This window comes from Aliamphritea hakodatensis (genome assembly GCF_024347195.1).
In the GTDB taxonomy this organism is placed as follows: domain Bacteria; phylum Pseudomonadota; class Gammaproteobacteria; order Pseudomonadales; family Balneatricaceae; genus Amphritea; species Amphritea hakodatensis.
The window spans coordinates 1,019,139-1,039,697 of sequence record NZ_AP025281.1 but is presented as its reverse complement, the minus strand read 5'-3'; the positions used below and the strand labels follow the sequence as shown (position 1 = coordinate 1,039,697).

The 20,559-nt window shown below is 47.5% G+C and carries 16 protein-coding genes; 1 reads left to right on the top strand and 15 read right to left on the bottom strand.

Features of this window, described 5'->3' with window-relative positions; translation table 11 throughout:
• Nucleotides 1-42: 42 nt before the first annotated feature.
• Nucleotides 43-975, top strand: coding sequence for a LysR family transcriptional regulator (locus PCI15_RS04705; protein ID WP_271273206.1), 933 nt, complete (start codon nt 43-45; stop codon nt 973-975).
• Between the two features lie 144 nt (nt 976-1,119).
• On the opposite strand, the gene PCI15_RS04700 is transcribed toward PCI15_RS04705, so the two are convergent.
• The 15 genes from PCI15_RS04700 to mltB all read right to left on the bottom strand — a co-directional run bounded on the left by PCI15_RS04700 (nt 1,120) and on the right by mltB (nt 20,511).
• Nucleotides 1,120-4,257 carry an efflux RND transporter permease subunit gene (locus PCI15_RS04700; RefSeq protein WP_271273205.1) on the bottom strand — a complete coding sequence of 1,046 codons (3,138 nt, stop codon included), beginning with the start codon at nt 4,255-4,257 and terminating at the stop codon, nt 1,120-1,122.
• Nucleotides 4,258-4,260: 3 nt separating this feature from the next.
• Nucleotides 4,261-5,358, bottom strand: a complete 1,098-nt coding sequence (locus PCI15_RS04695; RefSeq protein WP_271273204.1) for an efflux RND transporter periplasmic adaptor subunit — start codon at nt 5,356-5,358, stop codon at nt 4,261-4,263.
• On the bottom strand, nt 5,355-6,038 hold the full coding sequence (locus PCI15_RS04690) for a TetR/AcrR family transcriptional regulator (RefSeq protein ID WP_271273203.1): 684 nt from the start codon (nt 6,036-6,038) through the stop codon (nt 5,355-5,357). The genes PCI15_RS04695 and PCI15_RS04690 overlap by 4 nt, the downstream gene beginning before the upstream one ends.
• 671 nt (nt 6,039-6,709) lie before the next feature.
• The gene (locus PCI15_RS04685) at nt 6,710-7,387 is read right to left on the bottom strand and encodes a hypothetical protein (protein WP_271273202.1); all 678 of its coding nucleotides are present in this window, start codon (nt 7,385-7,387) and stop codon (nt 6,710-6,712) included.
• Nucleotides 7,388-7,402: 15 nt separating this feature from the next.
• Nucleotides 7,403-9,592 (bottom strand): DEAD/DEAH box helicase, encoded by a 2,190-nt coding sequence (locus PCI15_RS04680; RefSeq protein ID WP_271273201.1) that lies wholly within the window; start codon nt 9,590-9,592, stop codon nt 7,403-7,405.
• On the bottom strand, nt 9,589-10,899 hold the full coding sequence (locus PCI15_RS04675; protein ID WP_271273200.1) for an ATP-binding protein: 1,311 nt from the start codon (nt 10,897-10,899) through the stop codon (nt 9,589-9,591). The genes PCI15_RS04680 and PCI15_RS04675 overlap by 4 nt, the downstream gene beginning before the upstream one ends.
• 4 nt (nt 10,900-10,903) lie before the next feature.
• Nucleotides 10,904-13,189 carry a tellurite resistance TerB family protein gene (locus PCI15_RS04670; RefSeq protein ID WP_271273199.1) on the bottom strand — a complete coding sequence of 762 codons (2,286 nt, stop codon included), beginning with the start codon at nt 13,187-13,189 and terminating at the stop codon, nt 10,904-10,906.
• A 19-nt stretch (nt 13,190-13,208) separates the two neighbouring features.
• Nucleotides 13,209-14,015 (bottom strand): competence protein CoiA family protein, encoded by an 807-nt coding sequence (locus tag PCI15_RS04665; RefSeq protein ID WP_271273198.1) that lies wholly within the window; start codon nt 14,013-14,015, stop codon nt 13,209-13,211.
• A gap of 487 nt (nt 14,016-14,502) precedes the next feature.
• Complete coding sequence (gene lipA, locus PCI15_RS04660) at nt 14,503-15,477, bottom strand: lipoyl synthase (protein ID WP_271273197.1); 975 nt, start codon at nt 15,475-15,477, stop codon at nt 14,503-14,505.
• A 15-nt stretch (nt 15,478-15,492) separates the two neighbouring features.
• Nucleotides 15,493-16,179 carry a lipoyl(octanoyl) transferase LipB gene (gene lipB / locus PCI15_RS04655; protein WP_271273196.1) on the bottom strand — a complete coding sequence of 229 codons (687 nt, stop codon included), beginning with the start codon at nt 16,177-16,179 and terminating at the stop codon, nt 15,493-15,495.
• A 3-nt stretch (nt 16,180-16,182) separates the two neighbouring features.
• Entirely contained in the window at nt 16,183-16,455 is a 273-nt protein-coding gene (locus PCI15_RS04650; protein ID WP_271273195.1) for a YbeD family protein, read from the bottom strand.
• Nucleotides 16,456-16,486: 31 nt separating this feature from the next.
• Nucleotides 16,487-17,371 carry an aminotransferase class IV gene (locus tag PCI15_RS04645; protein WP_271273194.1) on the bottom strand — a complete coding sequence of 295 codons (885 nt, stop codon included), beginning with the start codon at nt 17,369-17,371 and terminating at the stop codon, nt 16,487-16,489.
• A gap of 58 nt (nt 17,372-17,429) precedes the next feature.
• Nucleotides 17,430-18,587 (bottom strand): D-alanyl-D-alanine carboxypeptidase family protein, encoded by a 1,158-nt coding sequence (locus tag PCI15_RS04640; protein ID WP_271273193.1) that lies wholly within the window; start codon nt 18,585-18,587, stop codon nt 17,430-17,432.
• A gap of 53 nt (nt 18,588-18,640) precedes the next feature.
• The gene (locus tag PCI15_RS04635) at nt 18,641-19,483 is read right to left on the bottom strand and encodes a septal ring lytic transglycosylase RlpA family protein (RefSeq protein ID WP_271273192.1); all 843 of its coding nucleotides are present in this window, start codon (nt 19,481-19,483) and stop codon (nt 18,641-18,643) included.
• Nucleotides 19,484-19,512: 29 nt separating this feature from the next.
• A complete protein-coding gene (gene mltB / locus PCI15_RS04630) occupies nt 19,513-20,511 on the bottom strand; it encodes a lytic murein transglycosylase B (protein WP_271273191.1) in 999 nt (332 codons plus the stop codon).
• Nucleotides 20,512-20,559 lie beyond the last annotated feature (48 nt).

Genomic DNA, 20,559 nt, shown 5'->3' with positions numbered 1-20,559 from the left:
GATACCTTTTAAATACCCCTTTAGAAAAACTACAGGCAATCTATGACAGACTTACATCCCCGGATATTTACCACCCTGGTGTACTTTTCCGCCTGTGCCCGCCATCTGAGTTTTACCGCCGCCGCCCGGGAACTGCACATCACCACCGGAGCCGTCAGTCAGCAAATCCGCAAGCTGGAAACCCAGTTGGGGTTACAACTGTTTACCCGTCAGCCGGACGGTATCCGGCTAACGTCTGCCGGTGCAATGCTGCAACAGGTCACTGATCAGGCAGTCAGCCGGATCAGTGGAGCCATTCACGAATTGCAGCAATCTGAACATTCCGAACTGCGGCTGTATTCCACCCCGTCACTGGTCTTTAAATGGCTGATCCCCAAACTCAGGCATTTCAGTCTGGAATATCCACAGATCAAGGTTTCCGCCTTTGCTGAAACCTCGCTGGTCGATCCTGATAAACACACCGGCTTTGATCTGCTCATCGACTATTCCCTGGACAGTGAAAATGCCGGACCAGACACTGAACGGCTGATGGATGAACATATCTTCCCGGTGGCCAGCCCCGCTTACCTGCAGGCGTTTAATATCACCGCGAATGATTTCTGGGAGCAGGTTACCCTGCTACATGACGATAAACCGTGGCGGAATGCACAGAGGGATGACGAATGGCGCTACTGGCTGGACCGTACCGAACGTCAGCACATTGCCAGTAACACTGGCCATTTCTTTAACCGTTCAGATATGGCCATTGCGGCGGCGACTGCAGGGCTTGGAATCGCCATGGCACGCAAAGCGCTGGTCGGCACTGAACTGCAGAACGGCCAATTAATCGCACCGTTTGAGACCATACAGTCTAACTGCAGTTATTACCTTTCGGCACCGGCGATGGAGGCACACAGCAGCCATCAGAATGGCGCAACGCTCAGGGACTGGTTACGCCTTCAGGCAACAGAAAAAAATGATAAAAATACCGGGTAAACAACCGGTTAAAGCCGTTTGTTAAAAAGTTGTTTGAAAATTAACCTTAAGTCTTAAACAGTCACAGAATGGCCGCTATAAGGAGTTACCAAAAGGTTATACACAGAGTTATCGCTATGTTTCTGTGTATAACCTTAAACAGACTCAGACGGCGGGAGAATCAACAGGCTCCGCAACTTCTTCAGCTACCTTATCTGCCTTACGGCGGAACAGTTTTCTGTCTCCCAGCACCAGCAGGCAGGGTGTCAGGAACAATGTCAGAATGGTTGCAAAGGATAACCCGCCGGCAATGGCACTGGATAACTGCGTCCACCACTGGGTGGAAGGTGCCCCGAAGCTGATATCCCGGTTAATCAGATCAATGTTCATCGCCAGTACCATCGGCATCAGGCCCAGTACAGTGGTCACTGCAGTCAGCACCACCGGACGCAGACGCAGACTGCCGGTATGCAGTGCCGCATCAAAGGGCGAATACCCGTTGCGGCGCAGATCGTTATAACAGTCAATCAGGACAATGTTGTTATTCACAACAATGCCTGCCAGCGCGATGATCCCCACCCCCACCATGACGATGCCGAACGGCTGGCCGGTCACCATCAGGCCGATCAACACACCTGCCGTGGAAAACACGATTGCGGACAGCACCAGCCCGGCCTGATACAGGCTGTTAAACTGGGTGACCAGAATCAGTGCCATCAGGAACAGTGCCGTACTGAAGGCACTGACCAGAAACTCGCCGGTTTCTTTCTGCTGCTCATCTTCACCTTTAAAGGTCAGCTTGATCTGCGGATCAAAAGCATATTTCGCCAGCGCCGCCTGCATGGCCAGCACCTGATCATTGGCCAGCACGCCTTCCTGCACATCCGCCTGAATGGTAATCGTACGGCGGCTGTCCACCCGCTTCAGGGAACCGGTTTTAGGGGACGGTTTCAGCGTCACAAAATTAGACATTGGCACCATGCCCACGCTGGTACTCAGCTGTAATTGCATGAGCTGATCCAGGTTGCGTTTGTCCGCCGGGAAACGAATCATGATATCCACTTCATCGTCGGAGGTTTCCGGCCGGTAGTCGGTCACTTTCACCCCGTTGGTAATCAGCTGTACCGCCTGCCCTACCAGCGCAATACTGGCACCGTAACGGCCCGCTTCTTCACGGTCGACATCAATCTCCCAGTCGATCCCCGGCAGCGGCCGATCATCTTCCGCACCTTTAAAGCCGCCGATCCCCTTCATCATTTCGCGGATATCCGCCACCGTGCGGTAGAGAATTTCATTGTCATAACCGCTGACGAGTAATTTAATCGGCTTACCGGAACTCGGGCCGTTTTCCCCTTTACGGGTTTCCAGAATGATCCCGGGAACGTCTGCAGTGCGGGCTTTCATTTCAGCCAGTATTTCAGTGGCGGTGGCCCGTTTATCCCAGTCATCCAGCTGAAACTGAATGATACCAATGACATCTTCAGCCACATCATTCGGCGGCGCATTGTAGCTGCGGGCGTAGACTGACTTATAGCCTTCCACCGGCATCACCCGCTGTTCCACATCCCGGAGTATGGCGTCCTTCTCATAGACAGAAAGATCACCCCGGGCATGGATATTCAGCAGCACCATTTCCGGCTCGACATCCGGAAAGAACTCAACGCCCTTGCCAAATACACCGTAGGCAACGTAGCTGCTGCTGATGGCAATCAGCGCCACAAACAGTGTCACCAGCGGGTAGCGCAGTAACCGCGTCATTATCTTTACATAGGCTTTGTTAACGGCCGTTTCCGGTAACGCATATTCATCACTTGCCTGCGCTGTATTTTGCTTACGCCGGGCACTCACAGCCCCCAGCACCGGGAGAAAGATCAGCGCCATAAACAGCGAAGCTGTCAGACAGACCACCACGGTTGCCGGCAGATACTTCATAAATTCACCGATAACGCCGGGCCAGAACATCAGCGGCATAAATACCACCAGCGTCGTGGCAGTACCGGCAATCACCGGCCAGGCCATTCTGGATGCGGCATAACGGAATGAATCACGGGCACTGAGGCCCTGACTCATGCGGCGCTCCGCCAGCTCGGTCACCACAATCGCACCGTCCACCAGCATGCCCACCACCAGAATAAGACTGAATAGCACAACTATGTTAAGGGTGAAGCCCATCAGGTTCAGCACCATCATACTGGCCAGGAAAGAGCCCGGAATAGCCAGCCCCACCAGCAATGAGGTACGTAACCCCATGGCAGCCAGAACCACCACCATGACCAGAATGATGCCGCTCAGTACGTTGTTCATCAGGTCCCGCAGCATCGATTTGATCTGGGTGGACTGATCCAGAATATAGCTGTATTCAAGGCCCTGAGGCCAGAGGGTGCTGTGCTCAGCAACGATACTCTGAACTTCCTGAATGGTATCGATAATATTGGCGCCGACCTTTTTCTTCACCTCCAGCACCATGGCGTCGCCGCCACCGACCCGGGCAAACCCCTGCGGATCTTTATAGGTTTTACGGATAGTCGCAATATCGCCGACAGTCACCACGGTTCCCGCTGAGGATTTCACCGGCATATTGAGCATATCTTCCAGCTCGGACACCACTCCCGGTACTTTCAGCACCTGCCGGCCGCTGCCGGTATCCACTGCCCCGGCGGCCACCAGCTGGTTATTCCGGGCCACGCTGTCCAGCACGGTCTGGAAATCCAGCTCATAGCTTTCCAGCAGTTGTGGCTCGATGACGATTTCCATCAGCTCTTCACGTTCACCGCCGATGTCCACCTCAAGCACCCCGGCAACACCTTCAATTTCATCTTTCAGATCTTTCGCCACCTTGAGCTTTACCCGCTCAGACAACGGCCCGGCAAGGGCAATGTTAAGCACCGGAAACAGGGCTACGTTGACCTCATGAATCTGTGGCTCTTCGGCATCTTCCGGTAACTTACTCTTGGCAATATCGACCTTTTCCCGAACGTCCTGCAGGGCTTTGTCACTGTCAAAGCCGGCATCAAATTCCAGGGTAACAGAGGCATGTCCTTCGGAGCCGACCGAACGCATTTCTTTTACCCCTTCAATGGATTTGAGTTCCTTCTCCATTGGCCGTACCAGCAGGCGCACCGCATCGTCCGGTGATATACCGTCAAAGGCGATCGACACATACATGATCGGAATGGCAACATCCGGGTCCGCTTCTTTGGGAATACTCTGAAACGCGGCAAAACCGCCTACCAGAAAAAACAGTAAAATCAGAATACTGGTGCGGCTACGGTCAATTGCCGCGGCAACAAGTGCTGCAATCATCCCTTAGCCTCCCTGTGTGCTGTCGCTGGCAGACACTGCCAGGTCAACGTCCGTCACCGGATCAATCTCTTCACCGCTGGCAACAAACTCCTGACCCACCATGATGACACGCACATTTTCATCCAGACCGCTGAGCCAGAAACCGCGCTGATCAGTACGGATGATTTCCACCCGGGCATTACTGACCCGGTTATCTCTGTCTACCAGCTTCACCCGCAGGTTGCCGGCTTCATCCAGCCCCAGAACCGACCCAGGCAACAGATGCCCCATCTGCTCACCGGCCGGTAACAGCAGAGTTGCCGACAGGCCGATAATCCGCAGATGATCAGGATTAGGGATCTGTACCTCAACCCGGTAACTGCGGGTGACCGCATCAGCTACCGGCGAGATATAGCTCAACTTGCCGGTCAGTTGCAGACCGTTATTCAGCTCAGCCTCTACATTCTGATTTTCCTGCAGACGGCCCACACTGTGCTGCGGCACCTGCCCGGTAATCTTAACGGTACCGTCGTCCACCAGCTCACCGATCACATCACCGGTCTGTAAAAAGTCCCCTAACTCAACCACCCGTGTATTCAGAACCCCATCAAAAGGAGCGACCACCCGGGTCTCTTTTATTTCATGCTCAATGCGTGCCAGCTGCGCCTGCGCAGCCTGCACCGCCGCCTGATCGGCAATAACCCGGTTCTGGGACTGCAGACCACGCTTCTTCAGTTTAATGCTGGCTGCCAGATCACTGCGACGCTGCTTCAGCAGAGCCTTTGCCTCAGCCAGTTGCGCAGAGCGGTAGTCAGCGGAAATCTCGATCAGATTATCCCCTGCTGCCAGCCGCTGACCTTCATCCACCGGTAAGCCGGACACCCGGCCATCGATTTCAACCTTCACTTCCAGGGTACGGTTTGCCTCAACCTGCCCCTGTACTTTTACCAATTGCTGAACCTTGGTAGCATCCGAATCCTGTACCTTTACCTTCATCAGCGGCTTTTCTTCCACTACCGGCTCAGCAGCAACCTGATCAGGTGCCTCTTCCTGCATCCCGGACGCCATCCAGGCACCCAGTCCGATAACAACGGCAATTGCCAGCAATACTGATTTATTCATGGTTTTCCCTGTTCCACAGGCCGGGTCAGACGGCCGGTAATTGCGGCGAGCATATAGTCCACCACCTGATTAATGTATTCGGTTTTCTGTTCGTAGGTTTCTAACATCTGATGTTTACAGCTACCACCTTCCTGCAGAGTGATCATCGCCCCTTCAAAGGTAGCGCTCATACCGGCGATCATCATTTCCTGCGACATCGCCGGGTTCACATCGCCTTCTTCAATGCCGTTGCGTACCGCCAGGCCAAAGGCTTCAGTGAGCTGCCCGTCAATGACATCCAGCTTTTCCAGATACTCGGGACTGATCCGCTCCCGGAAAGAGCGCTGCTTGCAGTGCACATGCATATGCTGATGTGCCACGTTATCCCGGTGGAACTCAAAGGCGTACAGCAACATGCCGCGCATCTGCTCCAGCCCGCTGAGTGACCTGTCCTGGGCCAGCGTCAGGAATGCTTCATGCATCTGCTGACAATCTTCAAACAGCAGGCAGGCGTAAATGTCATCTTTACAGCTGAAATGCTTATATACCGTGCCTTTCCCTATACCGGTGTGGCGGGCAATTTTGTCGACACTGAGGGTCTCCCAGTGCTCTCCCGCCAGTAATTCCAGAGTGCTGTCGAGAATGTCCCGTTCCCGGCGGCTGAACTCTCTCGCTTTACGTTCATTCATAGATTCAGACATACTTATTAAAACCGGCCGTCATTTTATGACCGCCGGTCACAAAACACAATAAACAGATTGCTGAGTATTTTTCACACAGTCTTAAAATGGCCAGGCAGGCCTTAAACAAGTGTGAAATCCAATCCACATCCAAACTGAGTTTGGAAAAATTTGGACGAATAGAAATGAGCTGAAAGGCTTACAGAGTAAGGAGATTAGTGGCTAAAGACAGGGTGGCAGAAATCTCGGAAATCCAAACTTTTCCGCATTCACCCATAAAAATATATCTACAGAAGACAGTCAAGATATGCCATCACAGTATAGATAGTACCAAAAGCAGCAGGATAAGCATCTTACGGCCTTCAATCCTATGTGCTGTTTTCACGTACCTGTGACTCCAACCGTTAAAATCTACTTAAGACTTCCACTGCTGAGAAAACTGATCCAAATCTAACGAGCTCCATCCGTTCTTCCATAAATTTAGATATGGCATGTCTGAGAAAGATGGTGGCATATCTGTTGTGTTAACTCGAACGACAAAGGGCAATATAGATGCATCATCCATTAACAGTGCATCTCCCGTTTTAAGCGACAACAAATTAATAGATTTATCCAGTTATTTTATCAGCTGCTACTCAAGTAGACATTTGCACTCAACTCTATAGAAGTTTGTCGACCCAATAACCAAAATATCAATCACTGAATAATGAAATGTACTCAAGCCCCATGCCAAAGCGCCCTTTAATATTTATATTACGTCCCTTTGAATTAAAATTATCCCCTTGAAACACTAAAGTAATATCGTTAGGGCTCTTATAGCTAAACCTCTCTAAGAAAATAAGCTTTGATACTTTCATTTTATTTAACAAAGAGCTGTCAACGTTATAAGCATCACCACCAACTAGCGAATTTACTAAACCAGACGCAAATTTTACACCCTTATGCTTTACCGAAGCAGAAACTACACTAGACGCTACAGATCCAAATTTCTCAACAGTCTTATCTACTAAGGACTCCCTAACTAAGTCAAAATGAACTCTATCATTATCTTCAACATCTAAGTCAGTTCTTACGTGATAGTTTTTAACATTATCATTTATTTCAATCGCTACACAACTCTTAAACTGAAAATCGATAGAGCTATTCCTATCTATTAAATAACAACCTGTTTGGCTATCGCTATCCATGTTTCTTATAAATAAAAATGTTCTGACACTGGCTAACTGAACATCTGATATTGAATATACTGTATCTGTAGAATTGAAATACAAGGTAACAGTACTATTCACTAAAAATTTAAAGATAACACAGCCAATTATAATCAAAACAAACGCAATGAAAATAAAAAACTTATTAAAAACAAATGACATACATTTACCAAAAAATCAAAACATACTTACTAAATAACTATGTAATTTTTTCACATCAAAAACTCTGTGACCAAAACCAATCGAAAGAATTTCTGGCGATACTAATTCATCGAATTTATCTATTATTTTATCAGATGCCATTTCTGCAAGTTCAGTCTCAGTTGGTAAACCTGTTACCACTATATCCTTCAGCATTCTTTTAACATTTGTGACTGTAGAGTTTTCAACCTCAACAACTCCAGCATAACTTCCTGCCTGAACACCTTTGGAGAGTAAAATCGCAACTAAAGTATTTGCTACTCGATCTCCACTCCAAGTTAGAATACAAACTGACTTACCTGACTGTATTACTGATTCTTCAGTCAAATTGGCTTCTTTAAAGTACTTAGCCCCTTCATTAAACAATTCTCTAGCTACTGCGTCAGCAAAATCGACTTTCTGACTACCAAGATCAATTCTATAATCACCCTGAGAATATATTTTATACATTTCCTGGCGAATTTTACCGTGTGTAAACATACCACTACCGCCAAACTTAGGTGGTTTTCCTCCCTTAGTGGCTTCTACATTAATAACCTTTTTGTCAGAATCGACATCAAGTACCTTCCACCTTCTTCCAGCAAAAACTATATGTTGGCTAGGCAAAACAAGTGAATCAACAGGCAATGTGCCAAGAGTCTTAGCTCCAACTACAACACGATATTCTTCAGGAGTCTGAAATACTGCATAAAATGTGTAATGGTTAACAATTTTCTCGCCTTCAATGCCGAGTACTAGCTCACCACTACCAAGTTGAGTAAGGAGTCTAGTATTTCCCATATGCTTCAATAGGGAGACAAAGTGCTCAGTAGTAACATTTTGAAAGGGGCCCTTCTTACAAAGGAGAGTGAATAATTGGTCAGCTCTCACTCCCCCCCACTGAGCTGTAACAGCTAAAACTTGATGTAATAAAGTCGAAAAATGATACTGGCTCGTATCTGCTGGCTCAAACCACTTGCTATCTAACAGTAATCGAATCATTGCCAGTGACTGAACTAACTCAAGCCTTAACTTATCAACAATCCCCGAACGTATCGTAACGTCATCTTCAGTTATGAACATTCTGAGAATAGAAGGATTCCCCCGCCTGCCAGAACGCCCGAGACGCTGCCTCAAACTGGATACAGAATGTGGAGCATTTACCTGTATTACTGACTTCACCTTACCAATATCAATGCCCAGCTCTAAGGTCATTGTGCAAAGAGCCGTTGTAGGCAAATTCCCCTTTTGTAACCGTTGTTCCAAATCCTCGCGAAGTTCTTTGGATAGTGAACCGTGATGGGGAAAAAATTCGTTCGGTACAATATTCTCTTCGCACATCTCGACTAATCGAGCCGCCAAGTTTTCGGTGTTATTTCTACTATTTGCAAAAACTAGGTGAGAATCACCACGACACAATTGATACAGCTCACTGCAAACAAGAGTATCTGCTGATTCAGCATTACCTTCCTGGCTTGCTGGCTCGACAAATCCCCGAACCTGGCATTTTATAGTCGCTGTACTTTTCGAATTTGTGATGATTTCACAAGGTAAGCTTTGATCTGGTCTAAGTGACTTTGGCACTTGCTCTAAGTCACCAAGAGTAGCGCTCAAAGCAACTCGTGGAATCGGTTTGTCATATCGATCCAGTAGATGCTCTAAACGATTCAATAATGACAATAACTGCATGCCACGTTCAGTACCGATAAAAGCGTGAAATTCATCAATTACTACATACGATAAGCTGTTAAATGCTGAGTTTACCCATCCTGACTCTCTTACAAGCAGTGATTCAAGGGACTCTGGAGTAATCAATAGAATTCCAGAGGGCGTGCTTCTAGCTTTCTTTTTCTTCGCTTGGGAACTATCACCGTGCCAAGGCGTGACATCCATTTCCAACATTTCTGCTAAGCTATCTAACCGCCGATACTGATCATTGATCAGTGCTTTAAGAGGGCTTATATATAGTATTGAAAAGCCGTCTTTAACATTAGCTACAGCAGAAGATGCTGGTAAAAAAAAAGCTTCTGTCTTACCCGCTGCTGTAGAAGCACTAATCAAAACATCTTGGCATCCTGATAAAATAGGCTCTATAGCTAGTTTTTGTATCTCTCGGAGATCAGACCAGCCTTGTTTAAAGAGCCACTTCTGAACACTCACATCCAACTGTTCGTAAGACGCCTTCATAGCTTAAAACTAATCAGTTCATCAGACTCTGAGTCATCTTCCGTTAGTTCTATATCACTGGGCTGCTCTTCCTCGATAACCAGTTCAGCAATTAAGTCAGACCATTTAAGACTTGGGTTCTGGTCAAGCACTGCCAGCATGTCTAAAAATGATTTGATTGTATTTCTAGGCGTACGAAAATAAGCATCGCCGATTGTGCGACTACAATGTTGTAAGAATGCCTTTAGAGCTTCATCTGGTATTAAATATTGCTCTTTATCTCCACCCGCATATACATGGCGTAGATTCATCAACAAAATGTAAAGCTCTTCTGGTGTTAAGCTTGCCAAGTGCAATGCTGGTGATGAGTAATCAATAACACCCGCATTTTTTGCAAAGCTGTTCTCTGCTAAACGAGACTGCAGGGCTTCATAGCTATAGAGCCCTTTTCTAGGATCAAGAAGGAACTCTGGGGTTCCACCCAGCAAGAAACCTAAATGTTCGGCAGATCCCTGAAGGCAATCATTCAGTATTCTCAAAACTTGCTCATAATTCGAAGTGCGAGCTTGAGTACTACTTAATTTATAGAGGTTAACCAACTCATCAAGGTTTACGAGTAATCCAGCATATCCTGCCTGTCGAACAAATAGACTCATTAACTTTAAAGCATCATAAAACGATGCATCAGATATAATTGTTCTGACACCTAAATCACGTTTCGCATCAGTTTTTGTAGAGTACTCTGCTCTTAGCCAACGTATTGCAGCTACTTTCAACGACTCATTATCTTCCTCATGGCCCAACCAATAACACTCAATAACCTTAGCAAAATCATAACCACCTACTAACTCAGAAAGAGCTGATAGCTTTTTGTGAATGACATCTGAGACATCTTCTCGTGATTTTTCGGCATCCTTACGTGCTTCAGTTATAAACCGCTCAACTACGCTTGTTAATGCATTCCCATCAGGCTTATTCCGTGTAGAGAGATTTCGCATTAGTTCAGAATATAAATTCCTGGCCTGTCCACCTGATGCATGAATCCTTCTATCTGGCGATAAATCAGCATTGATAGTTACCAGTTTTTTCTCTAAAGCAATCGACCTGACCACACTCAAGAAAAAAGTCTTTCCTGAACCATACTCACCAATTATTAATCGAAATCCTGAACCGCCTTCTGCAATTCTTTCAATATCCTGGTACAGAGCCTTAAGTTCATTCACTCGACCCACTTGTATATGCTGAATACCTATTTTGGGAGTCACACCAGACTTCAACGACTGAATGATCGCATCCCTTTCCTTCAACCTAATTCTTTTGTCAGCCATTAATCTAACCTTCTAATTCCAATACGATTTCTTGATCTACATAAATATCATCATCGTCATCAAATACGGGAGCATCTACTTTATCGAATGACCAATCATTAATTGCTTCTAAAGCCCCATCGACCATTAAACCAAGGCTTTGGCAAAACTCTGCAACTTCTGAACGAGGCCACTTTTCCTTAACTTTAAGATAAGCGAACAACTCAAGATGTTTATCATCCAGCCCTTCAATAGCATTACTCTGCACCGCCACTTCCAGCGGCTCATGCTCACTTTCTTCATCTTCCGAGAAGATAGCTCCAAGCATATTTTGAACATCGTTAGTAGCTGCCTGATGTATCGATAAAATCTCATCGTCGAGTTTAAAACCTGCTGTTTCGTATTTTTCAACCTTATCTGCTGGTGACTTAGGTTGTTGGACTGGAGCTGAAGTGATGCTATGGATATCACTAGTAACCATTGCCTTATTCAAACCCAATACTGTATACAATTTCTCAAGCTGTTTAATCTCTCTCGGATCAATCGTTCCGTCGGCAAGAGCAACACTAACCAAGATACGACTTATCGATGCCTTTTCATTAGAAGCCAACTTCTCTAAACGAGCTTTCAGTCCAGTCATATTAGATGGCGAGTTCAACCGCCAATTAAGATAAGCGTGAAGTGATCGTTTTTCGACAGGAGATAATTTTGTATCGTGGTCAATAAGGTTATGCAGAATTTCTACTTCTCTGTCATCAATATTAGAGTCAATTGCTGCAACCATACTCCCTAAACGCAATACCATTCCTGTTTCATTAAACATTGATGAAGGTTGAAAGTATTCACCATGGCCATCATGAAACAAGACTATTTTTCCATCAACAGATGGCTTCGCATGATGATAGCGATTGTCAGGGGCCATCCCAAAACCAGCTTTGTCAGTAAGACTTTGGATTAGCTCAACTTCCTTTTTATTAATTTTTTCTGGCAGACTATTTTCTGTGTGCTTCCAAAAATCTTTAAACTCAACTATGCCCTTGTGATTCTGTATAACATCTTCCGCCCACTCCCTTAATCCAATGAGCTGTGGACAATTCACATCATTGATTAACTCGTCAGGCAGTAATAAAATCGCAGCTATATCATTTTTATCTGTGTCTTTTTTACCAAGATATCGACTATAGCCTTCTAGAGCATCTGTACACTGATCAGCAATCACGATTAGTTTTTTAACTGGCCCTTTCAAAATACTAGGATCAGGTAAGTCTTCTTTATCTAAACTAATACCGCTCAACGTACTACTAGCAGAATGGTAACCTATACGCAGCTTAGTCTTATTAGGCTTTACTAAAATCCCCTCTCCAAATTTCTCTATATACTTAGCTTTAAAAAGCTCTGCGAACTCTAGAGAGCAACGACGAGCAGGAGTTCTAAGTGAGTATTCCTGAGTATTTCTAATCCACTCCAATGCTAATTCCGCAGGTATTTCAGAACCCTCTAGTACTGTTCTCGCAAGATTCACTCTAAACAACAACGAGTCAGGTGAAGCTTGTAACTCACTATCCATTGAGACCAAATCAGGTTCATGAATACACATAAACTCAAGTAATCGATATGAATAATTTCGAAAAGATCTACTACTTCCATAGATACTTCTCAACCTTGTCACTTCAGCAAAAATATCCTGATACTCGGTCTTAGAAACATTACCTTTGACTGCTTCGACTACGATTCTTCTTTCTAACCCATAAAAATAAATGAACACATAGCCCAGAGGAGTTTCTGGAGTATTTCTCTCACTTGCTAACCAATTAATATACGCTCCCCTGCAGCGAGGAGAGATAGAGATGAATTTTGGCCAGTAGTTAAGTGACTCATCAGTAAAAGAATGGTCTTCCAGTTGAATCTTTAGGCTGTTGTCGATGAGCGATGCTTCTGTGCTATTTCTCATGTAATAACTATCTTCCTGAGAAAAGGCCTTCAACTTACCACCAAAGTAAAAATTACCTCCTGTAATCTCCACTCCAGCTATCACTATTTTATCGCCTGATTTTATCCAGCGCGCTGGTGTTTTATTATTGCTTTCTTCTTCCTCATAACCATATGAAATAGTAAACGTAGCTAATTCATCATCGTCACTACTACTGGAGGATATCGAACTAGTTTTAACATTCACAGACAAGCCTTGCCTAACACTTTGAGATTTTGGCTTACTAGTAGCCACTGTTCTTTGGCTATTTTTATCGTCTTTTTTCTTGAATAAAAATCTGTACACAAGATACCCGATAAAAATATAAACCAGCACATCCATGCAAATCTCCAAATATTAATTAAAATTTACGATTAAGTTCAAAACCATCCAAAGCTCTATCTATAAAGTCACCTCTCTTTTCTGCACTCTTACTTTTTAATGCAGCTGCCGCAGAAATATAGATAGGCTCTTTGAGTAACAACTCTCGAGCCCTGGTAATCATTGCATCTTGACGTGAATGGTAAAGCCATTCCTTACTATCAAGCTCTATCAATAAATACTCACGAAGAAGACTCTTAAAACTTTTCTCAGTCTGACCATTCATCTCTGAAAAAATCTTCAATGTTCCAGTCAGATCTATGTTGATCACTCCTGTTTCAATTCCATCCAGTAACTCTGGATCTATAAGAAAAGCTTTATGCTTATGAGACAAACCAACAACCAATTGGTAAGTACCAACATGGATAACAACATCTGCTTGATGCCTACCAACTCTGCCTTCAATCACACATTCACCAATCTCTATATCGGAAGCAGGTGTAATTAGTATTTCACGGCTTATTCGGCACTGATGAATTGGATGACGATCTTCAACGTCATAGAGATATGATGGTACGTGAAGCTTTTCAGTCTTAGACTCGGCAAAGATTTGCTTCGCCATCTGAGTAACAGAAACAAAAAAGGAAAACTCACAGTCCTTATCTGTTTGATCAGATGTACCACGTGTAGCGTGAGAGAAGTGCCAAGTATTTACATTACCTTTTCGAGCACTGAGGGGGGTTTTACAAGAGGGGCAGATACATTCGCATTTCAGACCTCGTTCAACTTCATGAACACCAACGTACTTATTGGTTTCTTTTTGTAATGCAAATGGGACCTTATTCATACCTTTTCCATGTAAATTAAACTGGCAGTTACTCCTTTGCCAATTCTTTGTCTATAAGACCTTATTTATCAGTTAACTGATCTCCAGTCTAGCGAAATGCTGCCCATCAACCTTTGACCTCAAACAACTTGAAGCTTGATTACTTTCCACATACAGCAGCACAATTGAAGCTAGACACTCCGCATTGAGATCACAGTCTCATGAGATAACTAATAATCACGGTTAAGCGCCTGAATTATCGAAAGAAGAGAAAAAATTCCAGGATCAGAAATATGACTGAAATTTAAGCATCCCGGTGGATAAGCGCAGTGATGGGCCGCAGACGAGTTACCACAAGGTTATTAACAGGGTTGTCTAATGATTCTGTGTATAACTGCTCAAAGTCAGCCTCTCCGCTGACAGAACCGAAACAAAATGGATAGGCTGCTGATACAAAAATGCCGGCTAAAACATTGCCGGCATTTATATGCTTATGAAAGCAGCGGAATCAGGAAACGCTTTCGCCTTTCGCCTGAAGATCCGCATGATAAGACGAACGCACCAGCGGACCACTGGCAACATGGCTGAAGCCCAGGGCTTTGGCTTCCGCGGCATAGTCGTCAAACTCTTCCGGTGTCACATAGCGGTCAACCGGCAGGTGGTTACGGCTTGGCTGCAGATACTGACCAATGGTCAGCATATCCACATCATGGGCGCGCAGATCTTTCAGCACTTCAAGAATTTCTTCTTTGGTCTCACCCAGCCCCACCATCAGACCGGACTTAGTACGCACTTCCGGCCGGGCGGCTTTAAAACGCTGTAACAGTTTTAATGACCAGGCGTAATCTGCCCCCGGGCGTACCTGACGGTACAGACGCGGCACGGTTTCCAGGTTATGGTTGAATACATCCGGGGGAGTGTCTTTCAGAATATCCAGGGCAACATCCATCCGGCCACGGAAATCCGGTACCAGGGTTTCTACCTGAATATTGGGGCTGCTTTTACGGGTTTCCTGAATGCACTTTACAAAGTGTTCGGCACCGCCGTCGCGCAGGTCATCACGGTCTACAGACGTAATAACCACATAACGCAGGCCCATATCGGCAATGGCTTCAGCCAGTTCCTGCGGCTCATTCTCCGGCAAGGCTTTCGGACGGCCATGGGCAACATCACAGAACGGACAGCGGCGGGTACAGATGTCCCCCATGATCATGAAGGTTGCCGTGCCGTGGCTGAAACATTCCCCAAGATTCGGGCAACTTGCTTCTTCGCATACCGATGCCAGTTTGTGCTTGCGAAGCTTGTCCTTGATGCCCTGCACCTTGGGTGTCGAACCCAGCTTAATACGCAGCCATTCCGGCTTACGCAGTATCTTGTCCCGCTCGGTGGGAATAATTTTCACCGGAATGCGGGCAACTTTCTCAGCACCCCGTAACTTTACTCCGGCTTGCGCGCGCTGCGGCTTGCTGCTCTGTTCGGTCATGCCAATATATCCACTTCAGTTTATCGTTGTAGCATGGCTAAGCTGCTGGTAGTCCAGCTTCGCCAGTAAAATATCAAGAAATTCACGGTGCACAGCGGCCGGGTCTGCAACCGGCTGTAACCGGGCCAGACTGGTCACAGCCATGCCGGCGTACCCGCAGGGGTTTATCCGGTCAAAAGGTGCCAGGTCCATATCAATGTTGAATGCCAGCCCGTGAAACGAGCAGCCCCGGCGCACTCTTAATCCCAGTGCAGCAATTTTGGCATCACCCACATAAACACCGGGAGCATCTTTACGGGCATAGGCTTCAATGCCACGTTGTGCCAGCAACTCAATGACACTCGCTTCCATCCGGGCGACCAGCTCACGGACGCCGAATTTTTTCCGGCGGATATTCAGCAGCATGTATACCACCAGTTGACCCGGACCGTGATAGGTGACCTGGCCACCCCGGTCAACCGGAATCACGGGGATATCTCCCGGGTTCAGCACGTGTTCTGCTTTACCGGCATGCCCCTGGGTGTAAACAGGACTGTGCTCCAGCAACCAGACTTCATCGACAGTTGCTGCTGTTCTGCCGGCAGTAAAATCCTGCATGGCTTGCCAGGTGGTCATATACTCCTGCTGACCCAGCTCCCGAATCATCAGTGCCTGCGGCGAAGCGTCCTGCTGCTCAGCCTCTGCAACCGTTGTTTCAGCCATGCCTTACATCACCATCTGAACACGGCCACTGGCCATAAATTCTTTATGCATGGCTTCCAGAGCTTCGGCGCTTGCTGCCGTCATTTTAATACGGATCGCCGTGAAATTGCCCTTCTTGCTCGGCTGCTCAACCACTTTAGAAACGTCCAGCGCCGGGTCATATTTACGTACCACGTCCAGTACAAACTCTTTATAGTCCGGCGCACTGCGACCCAGAATTTTAACCGGGTAGTCGGCGCAGGGGAATTCTATCTTGGGAGCTTCTTGTTCACTCATTGTCAGGTCTCTCGTTATAAATCTGTTACTTTCAGCCATGCATCATCTGATGTTGCAACTGAATAAAACGCTCAAACATCTGTTGCCAGAGGCGGCCCTTGTTGCCATCGCCGATGGTGTGTCCATCGACACTCAGTACCGGCACAATCGCCCGGGTTGAACTGCTGATCCACACTTCATCGGCGGCCAGCAGGCGGGAATATTCAATATCAACCTGCTGACAGGGTATCCCCTGTTCATCAGCAAGCTGAAGAATCAGTTCGCGGGTCACCCCGCCAAGAATCTCTGAACTGGATTTCGGTGTATACAGCACCCCGTTCTCCACCATAAAAAGATTACTGGAAGCACCTTCTGTCAGCACGCCGTCACGTATCAGGATAGCTTCTGCTGCATCGGCCTGCCGCGCTTGCTGTAACACCAGTATATTCGGCAGTAAACCGGTCGCCTTAATATCACAGCGGTGCCAGCGCAGGTCTGCAGTCACGATAGCAGCAATTCCCTGAACGGAATCAGGGCCATCCGCATAAATATCATTAATGGGTTTACAGCAAGCGAATATTGTCGGGGTCAGGTCGGCATCATACTGATGGCTGCGCCCTTCCGTCGCGCCACGGCTAACCTGCAGATACACTGACAGATTACCGCCACCATTGGCAGCAACCAGCGCGTCTAACAGGCTGCTCCAGTCCACGTCTGTACGGATCTGAATAGCCCGCAGGCTGTGTTCCAGCCGCCGGATATGTTCCTCCAGCCGAAACCCCTTACTCTGATAAAAAGGGATGACTTCGTAAATACTGTCGCCAAACAGAAATCCGCGGTCGAACACCGAGATCTGGGCCTGGTCCGCGGGCAGCAACTGCCCGTTCAGATGCACTATATCCATGGCGGCTATTTTAATGCCCTTCGCCCCAAACATAAACGCCCGTGCTGAAATCAGCACGGGCGTTTTGTATCAGACTGATATCCGTCAGGGATTAATTGATCAGATTGTAGAAGAACAGAGCAATTTTATCCCAAATACGCTTCAGTAAACCGGCTTCTTCAACATCCTGCAGCGCGACAACCGGTACCTCTGCTACCAGCTCATCACCCAGCTTCACCTGAACCTTGCCGAAAACATCACCTTTGCTCAATGGTGCTTCGATTACATTGTCCAGATCCAGCGTTGCCTGCAGCTGATCACTCTTACCCCGCGCGACAGTGACGGCAAGATCAGCCGCCGGCCCTAACGCAACCTGATCAACCTTACCGCCCCACACTTGCGTGGTTTGTAACCGCTCACCTTCTTTATACAGCTGATGGGTACGGAAATAACGGAAGGCATAAGCCAGCAACTTCTGGCTTTCCTGGGCGCGGGCTTCTTCACTTGTCGTCCCCATCACGACGGAAATAAGCCGCATACCGTCACGCTTGGCAGACGCTACCAGACAATAGCCAGCGGCTTCCGTATGGCCGGTCTTTAAACCGTCAACGCTGTTATCCCGCCACAGCAACTTGTTACGGTTCGGCTGGCGGATTTTGTTGTAGGTAAAGTACTTTTCGGAGTAGATACCATAATGCTCCGGGAAATCCTTAATGATCGCGCGGGCCAGAATCGCCATATCACGGGCAGATGAATAATGGTCATCTGCCGGTAAGCCTGTCGCGTTCATAAACTGACTGTTGCTCATCCCCAGCAAATCAGCGTGCTGATTCATCAGGTCAGCAAATGCCGCTTCACTGCCGGCAATGTATTCTGCTACCGCGACACTGGCGTCGTTACCCGATTGAATGATAATGCCTTTAAGCAGATCACTGAGCAGTACCTGAGTACCTTCCTGGATAAACATCCGCGAGCCCTGCGAACGCCATGCTTTTACAGAAACAGGGACCAGATCGGTTTTGCTGATATTGCCCTTGGTCAGCTCGTCTTCGACGATGTAGCTGGTCATCATCTTGGTCAGGCTGGCAGGCGGGAAACGTTCATCTTCACGGGACGCCAGTATCACCTTACCGGTGTCCGCATCCATCACGATATACGCACGGGCAGCAATCTGAGGTGGTGCCGGCACCAGTGTTGCGGCTTGCAACGGCGCAGCCACAATGGCGATAAACAGCAATAGAAACGGTTTAAACAGTCTGGAAATCATCATTATCTTTATCGTTGTCTTTTCTTCGCTGCATATCATGCAGCCTGTGTTGCTACTCAATCCACCAGATGCGGCTGGGCATAGCCCGCAGCTTCTACCTTGGAAACAATTTCAGCCAGGTTAGCACCGGAATCCACCGGGCCCAGCTGAACCCGGTACAGGGTCAGATCACCTTTGGCCAGCGGCACAATGCGTACCGGCATGTTACCAAACAGCCCGTTCAGTTCCCGGGTGGCCTGTTCGGCACTGCTCAGCAGGCTGAACGCGCCCACCTGCAGATAGCGTTTTTTACCTACCTGCTGAGATTGCACCGGCTGACCCGCGGCCACTACCGCCCGTGAACTCTGCCAGGTACGCGGATCAATGGCTTCAACTTCAACCCGGCTAACACCGCCACCCAGCATATCGAGTTTTTTGGCTGCGACAAAGGAAAGATCAATAATCCGCCCTTCATGGAACGGCCCGCGGTCATTCACCCGCACAATAATCTTACGGTTGTTCTTCAGGTTTGTGACCTGAACATAGGTCGGCAAAGGTAATGACTTATGGGCAGCCGTCATGGCAAACATGTCATAAATCTCACCATTTGAGGTTTTATGACCATGGAATTTTTTACCGTACCAGGAAGCAATGCCCCGTTCTTTATATCCTGCTGATGAAGGCAGTACATAATAGGTTTTACCAAAGACTTCGTAACGGCTTTTGTTGCCACCACGGCTTTTCGGTTCTACCCGAGGAACAGCATTCGGAATTTTAGACACATCCACATCGGTTTCATCCGGCGGCCGGTCCTGTTTGATCGAGTAACGGCCACCGCCGTCACTGCCACCGCTGCCCGGCAGGTAAGAACAGCCTGCAAGCAGCATAAGCAAAATGCCACCGAATAATGCTCTGAACATGTATTTGCCTTCTTCCGTTGCAATTAAACTTATCGCTTAGCCTTCAGCGCAGCACTTAACTCAAACACCGCCGAAGCATACAGACGGCTGTGGTTATAACGGGTTATTACATAAAAATTATGTAGCCCGAACCAGTCCTGATACTTACCGTCCTTTTCAAGCCGCATTAGACTGACCATTTCAGCATCATCAAGTTCCGCAGCACTGCTGAAATCTCTGGCACGCCACTGCGCCATATTCAGCTTGGGCTTTAAACCGTCGTTAAACCAGTCCTGCTCGGCAGTTGCCGGCGCAATGGCTTTAATCCGTACCGTGCCGCCATTTTTCCAGCCATGTTCGGCAAAATAATTGGCCACACTGCCGATGGCATCTGTAGGATTATTCCAGATGTCCTTTTTGTTGTCGCCATCAAAATCGATCGCATAGCTGTTAAAACTGCTGGGAATAAACTGACCCAGCCCCATCGCACCGGCATAAGAGCCTTTCAGGGATAACGGATCAACACCTTCCGCCCGGGTCAGCAGGAAATATTCTTTAAGTTGCTCCCGGAAAAAAGCCGCCCGGCGGGGATAATCAAAGCCTAACGTAGCCAGCGCATCGACCACCCGGTAGTTACCGGTAATCCGGCCATAACTGGTTTCAATGCCGATGATCGCAACAATGATTTCGGCCGGTACGCCAAACTGCTGCTCAGCTTTTTGCAACGTCTGGCGGTTTTCCTGCCAGAATTTCAGCCCCTGGCTGATACGTTTTTTGGTCAGGAAGAGCTTGCGGTATTCCCCCCAGGTCAGGCGTTTTTCCGCCGGACGGGACATCGCTTTAAGAATGCTCTTCTGCTTTTTAGCCTGATCCAGCACCTGTTCCAGTTCCGCTTTGGAAAACCCCTGTTCAACCAGTTCACTGATCAGGGCCTGCGCTTCCGGCCGCTGTGTATAATTCTCAGCCGTTTTGGCTACTGAAGTGCCTGACACTGCCAGTAAGCAGCTAACCCCTATGCCTGTACAGGCGCGTAATATATTCCGTTTCACCCTGATACCCTTTAACTGTGTGCATCTGCCGGGAGGAAGACACTTCCC

Bases quoted from the DNA above. Each gene is read 5' to 3' on its own strand.
- PCI15_RS04665 (WP_271273198.1), bottom strand. From the start codon at position 14,015: ATGAATAAGGTCCCATTTGCATTACAAAAAGAAACCAATAAGTACGTT.
- PCI15_RS04705 (WP_271273206.1), top strand. From the start codon at position 43: ATGACAGACTTACATCCCCGGATATTTACCACCCTGGTGTACTTTTCC.
- PCI15_RS04640 (WP_271273193.1), bottom strand. From the start codon at position 18,587: ATGATGATTTCCAGACTGTTTAAACCGTTTCTATTGCTGTTTATCGCC.
- PCI15_RS04685 (WP_271273202.1), bottom strand. From the start codon at position 7,387: ATGTCATTTGTTTTTAATAAGTTTTTTATTTTCATTGCGTTTGTTTTG.
- PCI15_RS04675 (WP_271273200.1), bottom strand. From the start codon at position 10,899: ATGGCTGACAAAAGAATTAGGTTGAAGGAAAGGGATGCGATCATTCAG.
- PCI15_RS04695 (WP_271273204.1), bottom strand. From the start codon at position 5,358: ATGAATAAATCAGTATTGCTGGCAATTGCCGTTGTTATCGGACTGGGT.
- lipB (WP_271273196.1), bottom strand. From the start codon at position 16,179: ATGGCTGAAACAACGGTTGCAGAGGCTGAGCAGCAGGACGCTTCGCCG.
- PCI15_RS04700 (WP_271273205.1), bottom strand. From the start codon at position 4,257: ATGATTGCAGCACTTGTTGCCGCGGCAATTGACCGTAGCCGCACCAGT.
- PCI15_RS04680 (WP_271273201.1), bottom strand. From the start codon at position 9,592: ATGAAGGCGTCTTACGAACAGTTGGATGTGAGTGTTCAGAAGTGGCTC.
- PCI15_RS04690 (WP_271273203.1), bottom strand. From the start codon at position 6,038: ATGTCTGAATCTATGAATGAACGTAAAGCGAGAGAGTTCAGCCGCCGG.
- PCI15_RS04670 (WP_271273199.1), bottom strand. From the start codon at position 13,189: ATGGATGTGCTGGTTTATATTTTTATCGGGTATCTTGTGTACAGATTT.
- lipA (WP_271273197.1), bottom strand. From the start codon at position 15,477: ATGACCGAACAGAGCAGCAAGCCGCAGCGCGCGCAAGCCGGAGTAAAG.
- PCI15_RS04650 (WP_271273195.1), bottom strand. From the start codon at position 16,455: ATGAGTGAACAAGAAGCTCCCAAGATAGAATTCCCCTGCGCCGACTAC.
- PCI15_RS04645 (WP_271273194.1), bottom strand. From the start codon at position 17,371: ATGTTTGGGGCGAAGGGCATTAAAATAGCCGCCATGGATATAGTGCAT.
- PCI15_RS04635 (WP_271273192.1), bottom strand. From the start codon at position 19,483: ATGTTCAGAGCATTATTCGGTGGCATTTTGCTTATGCTGCTTGCAGGC.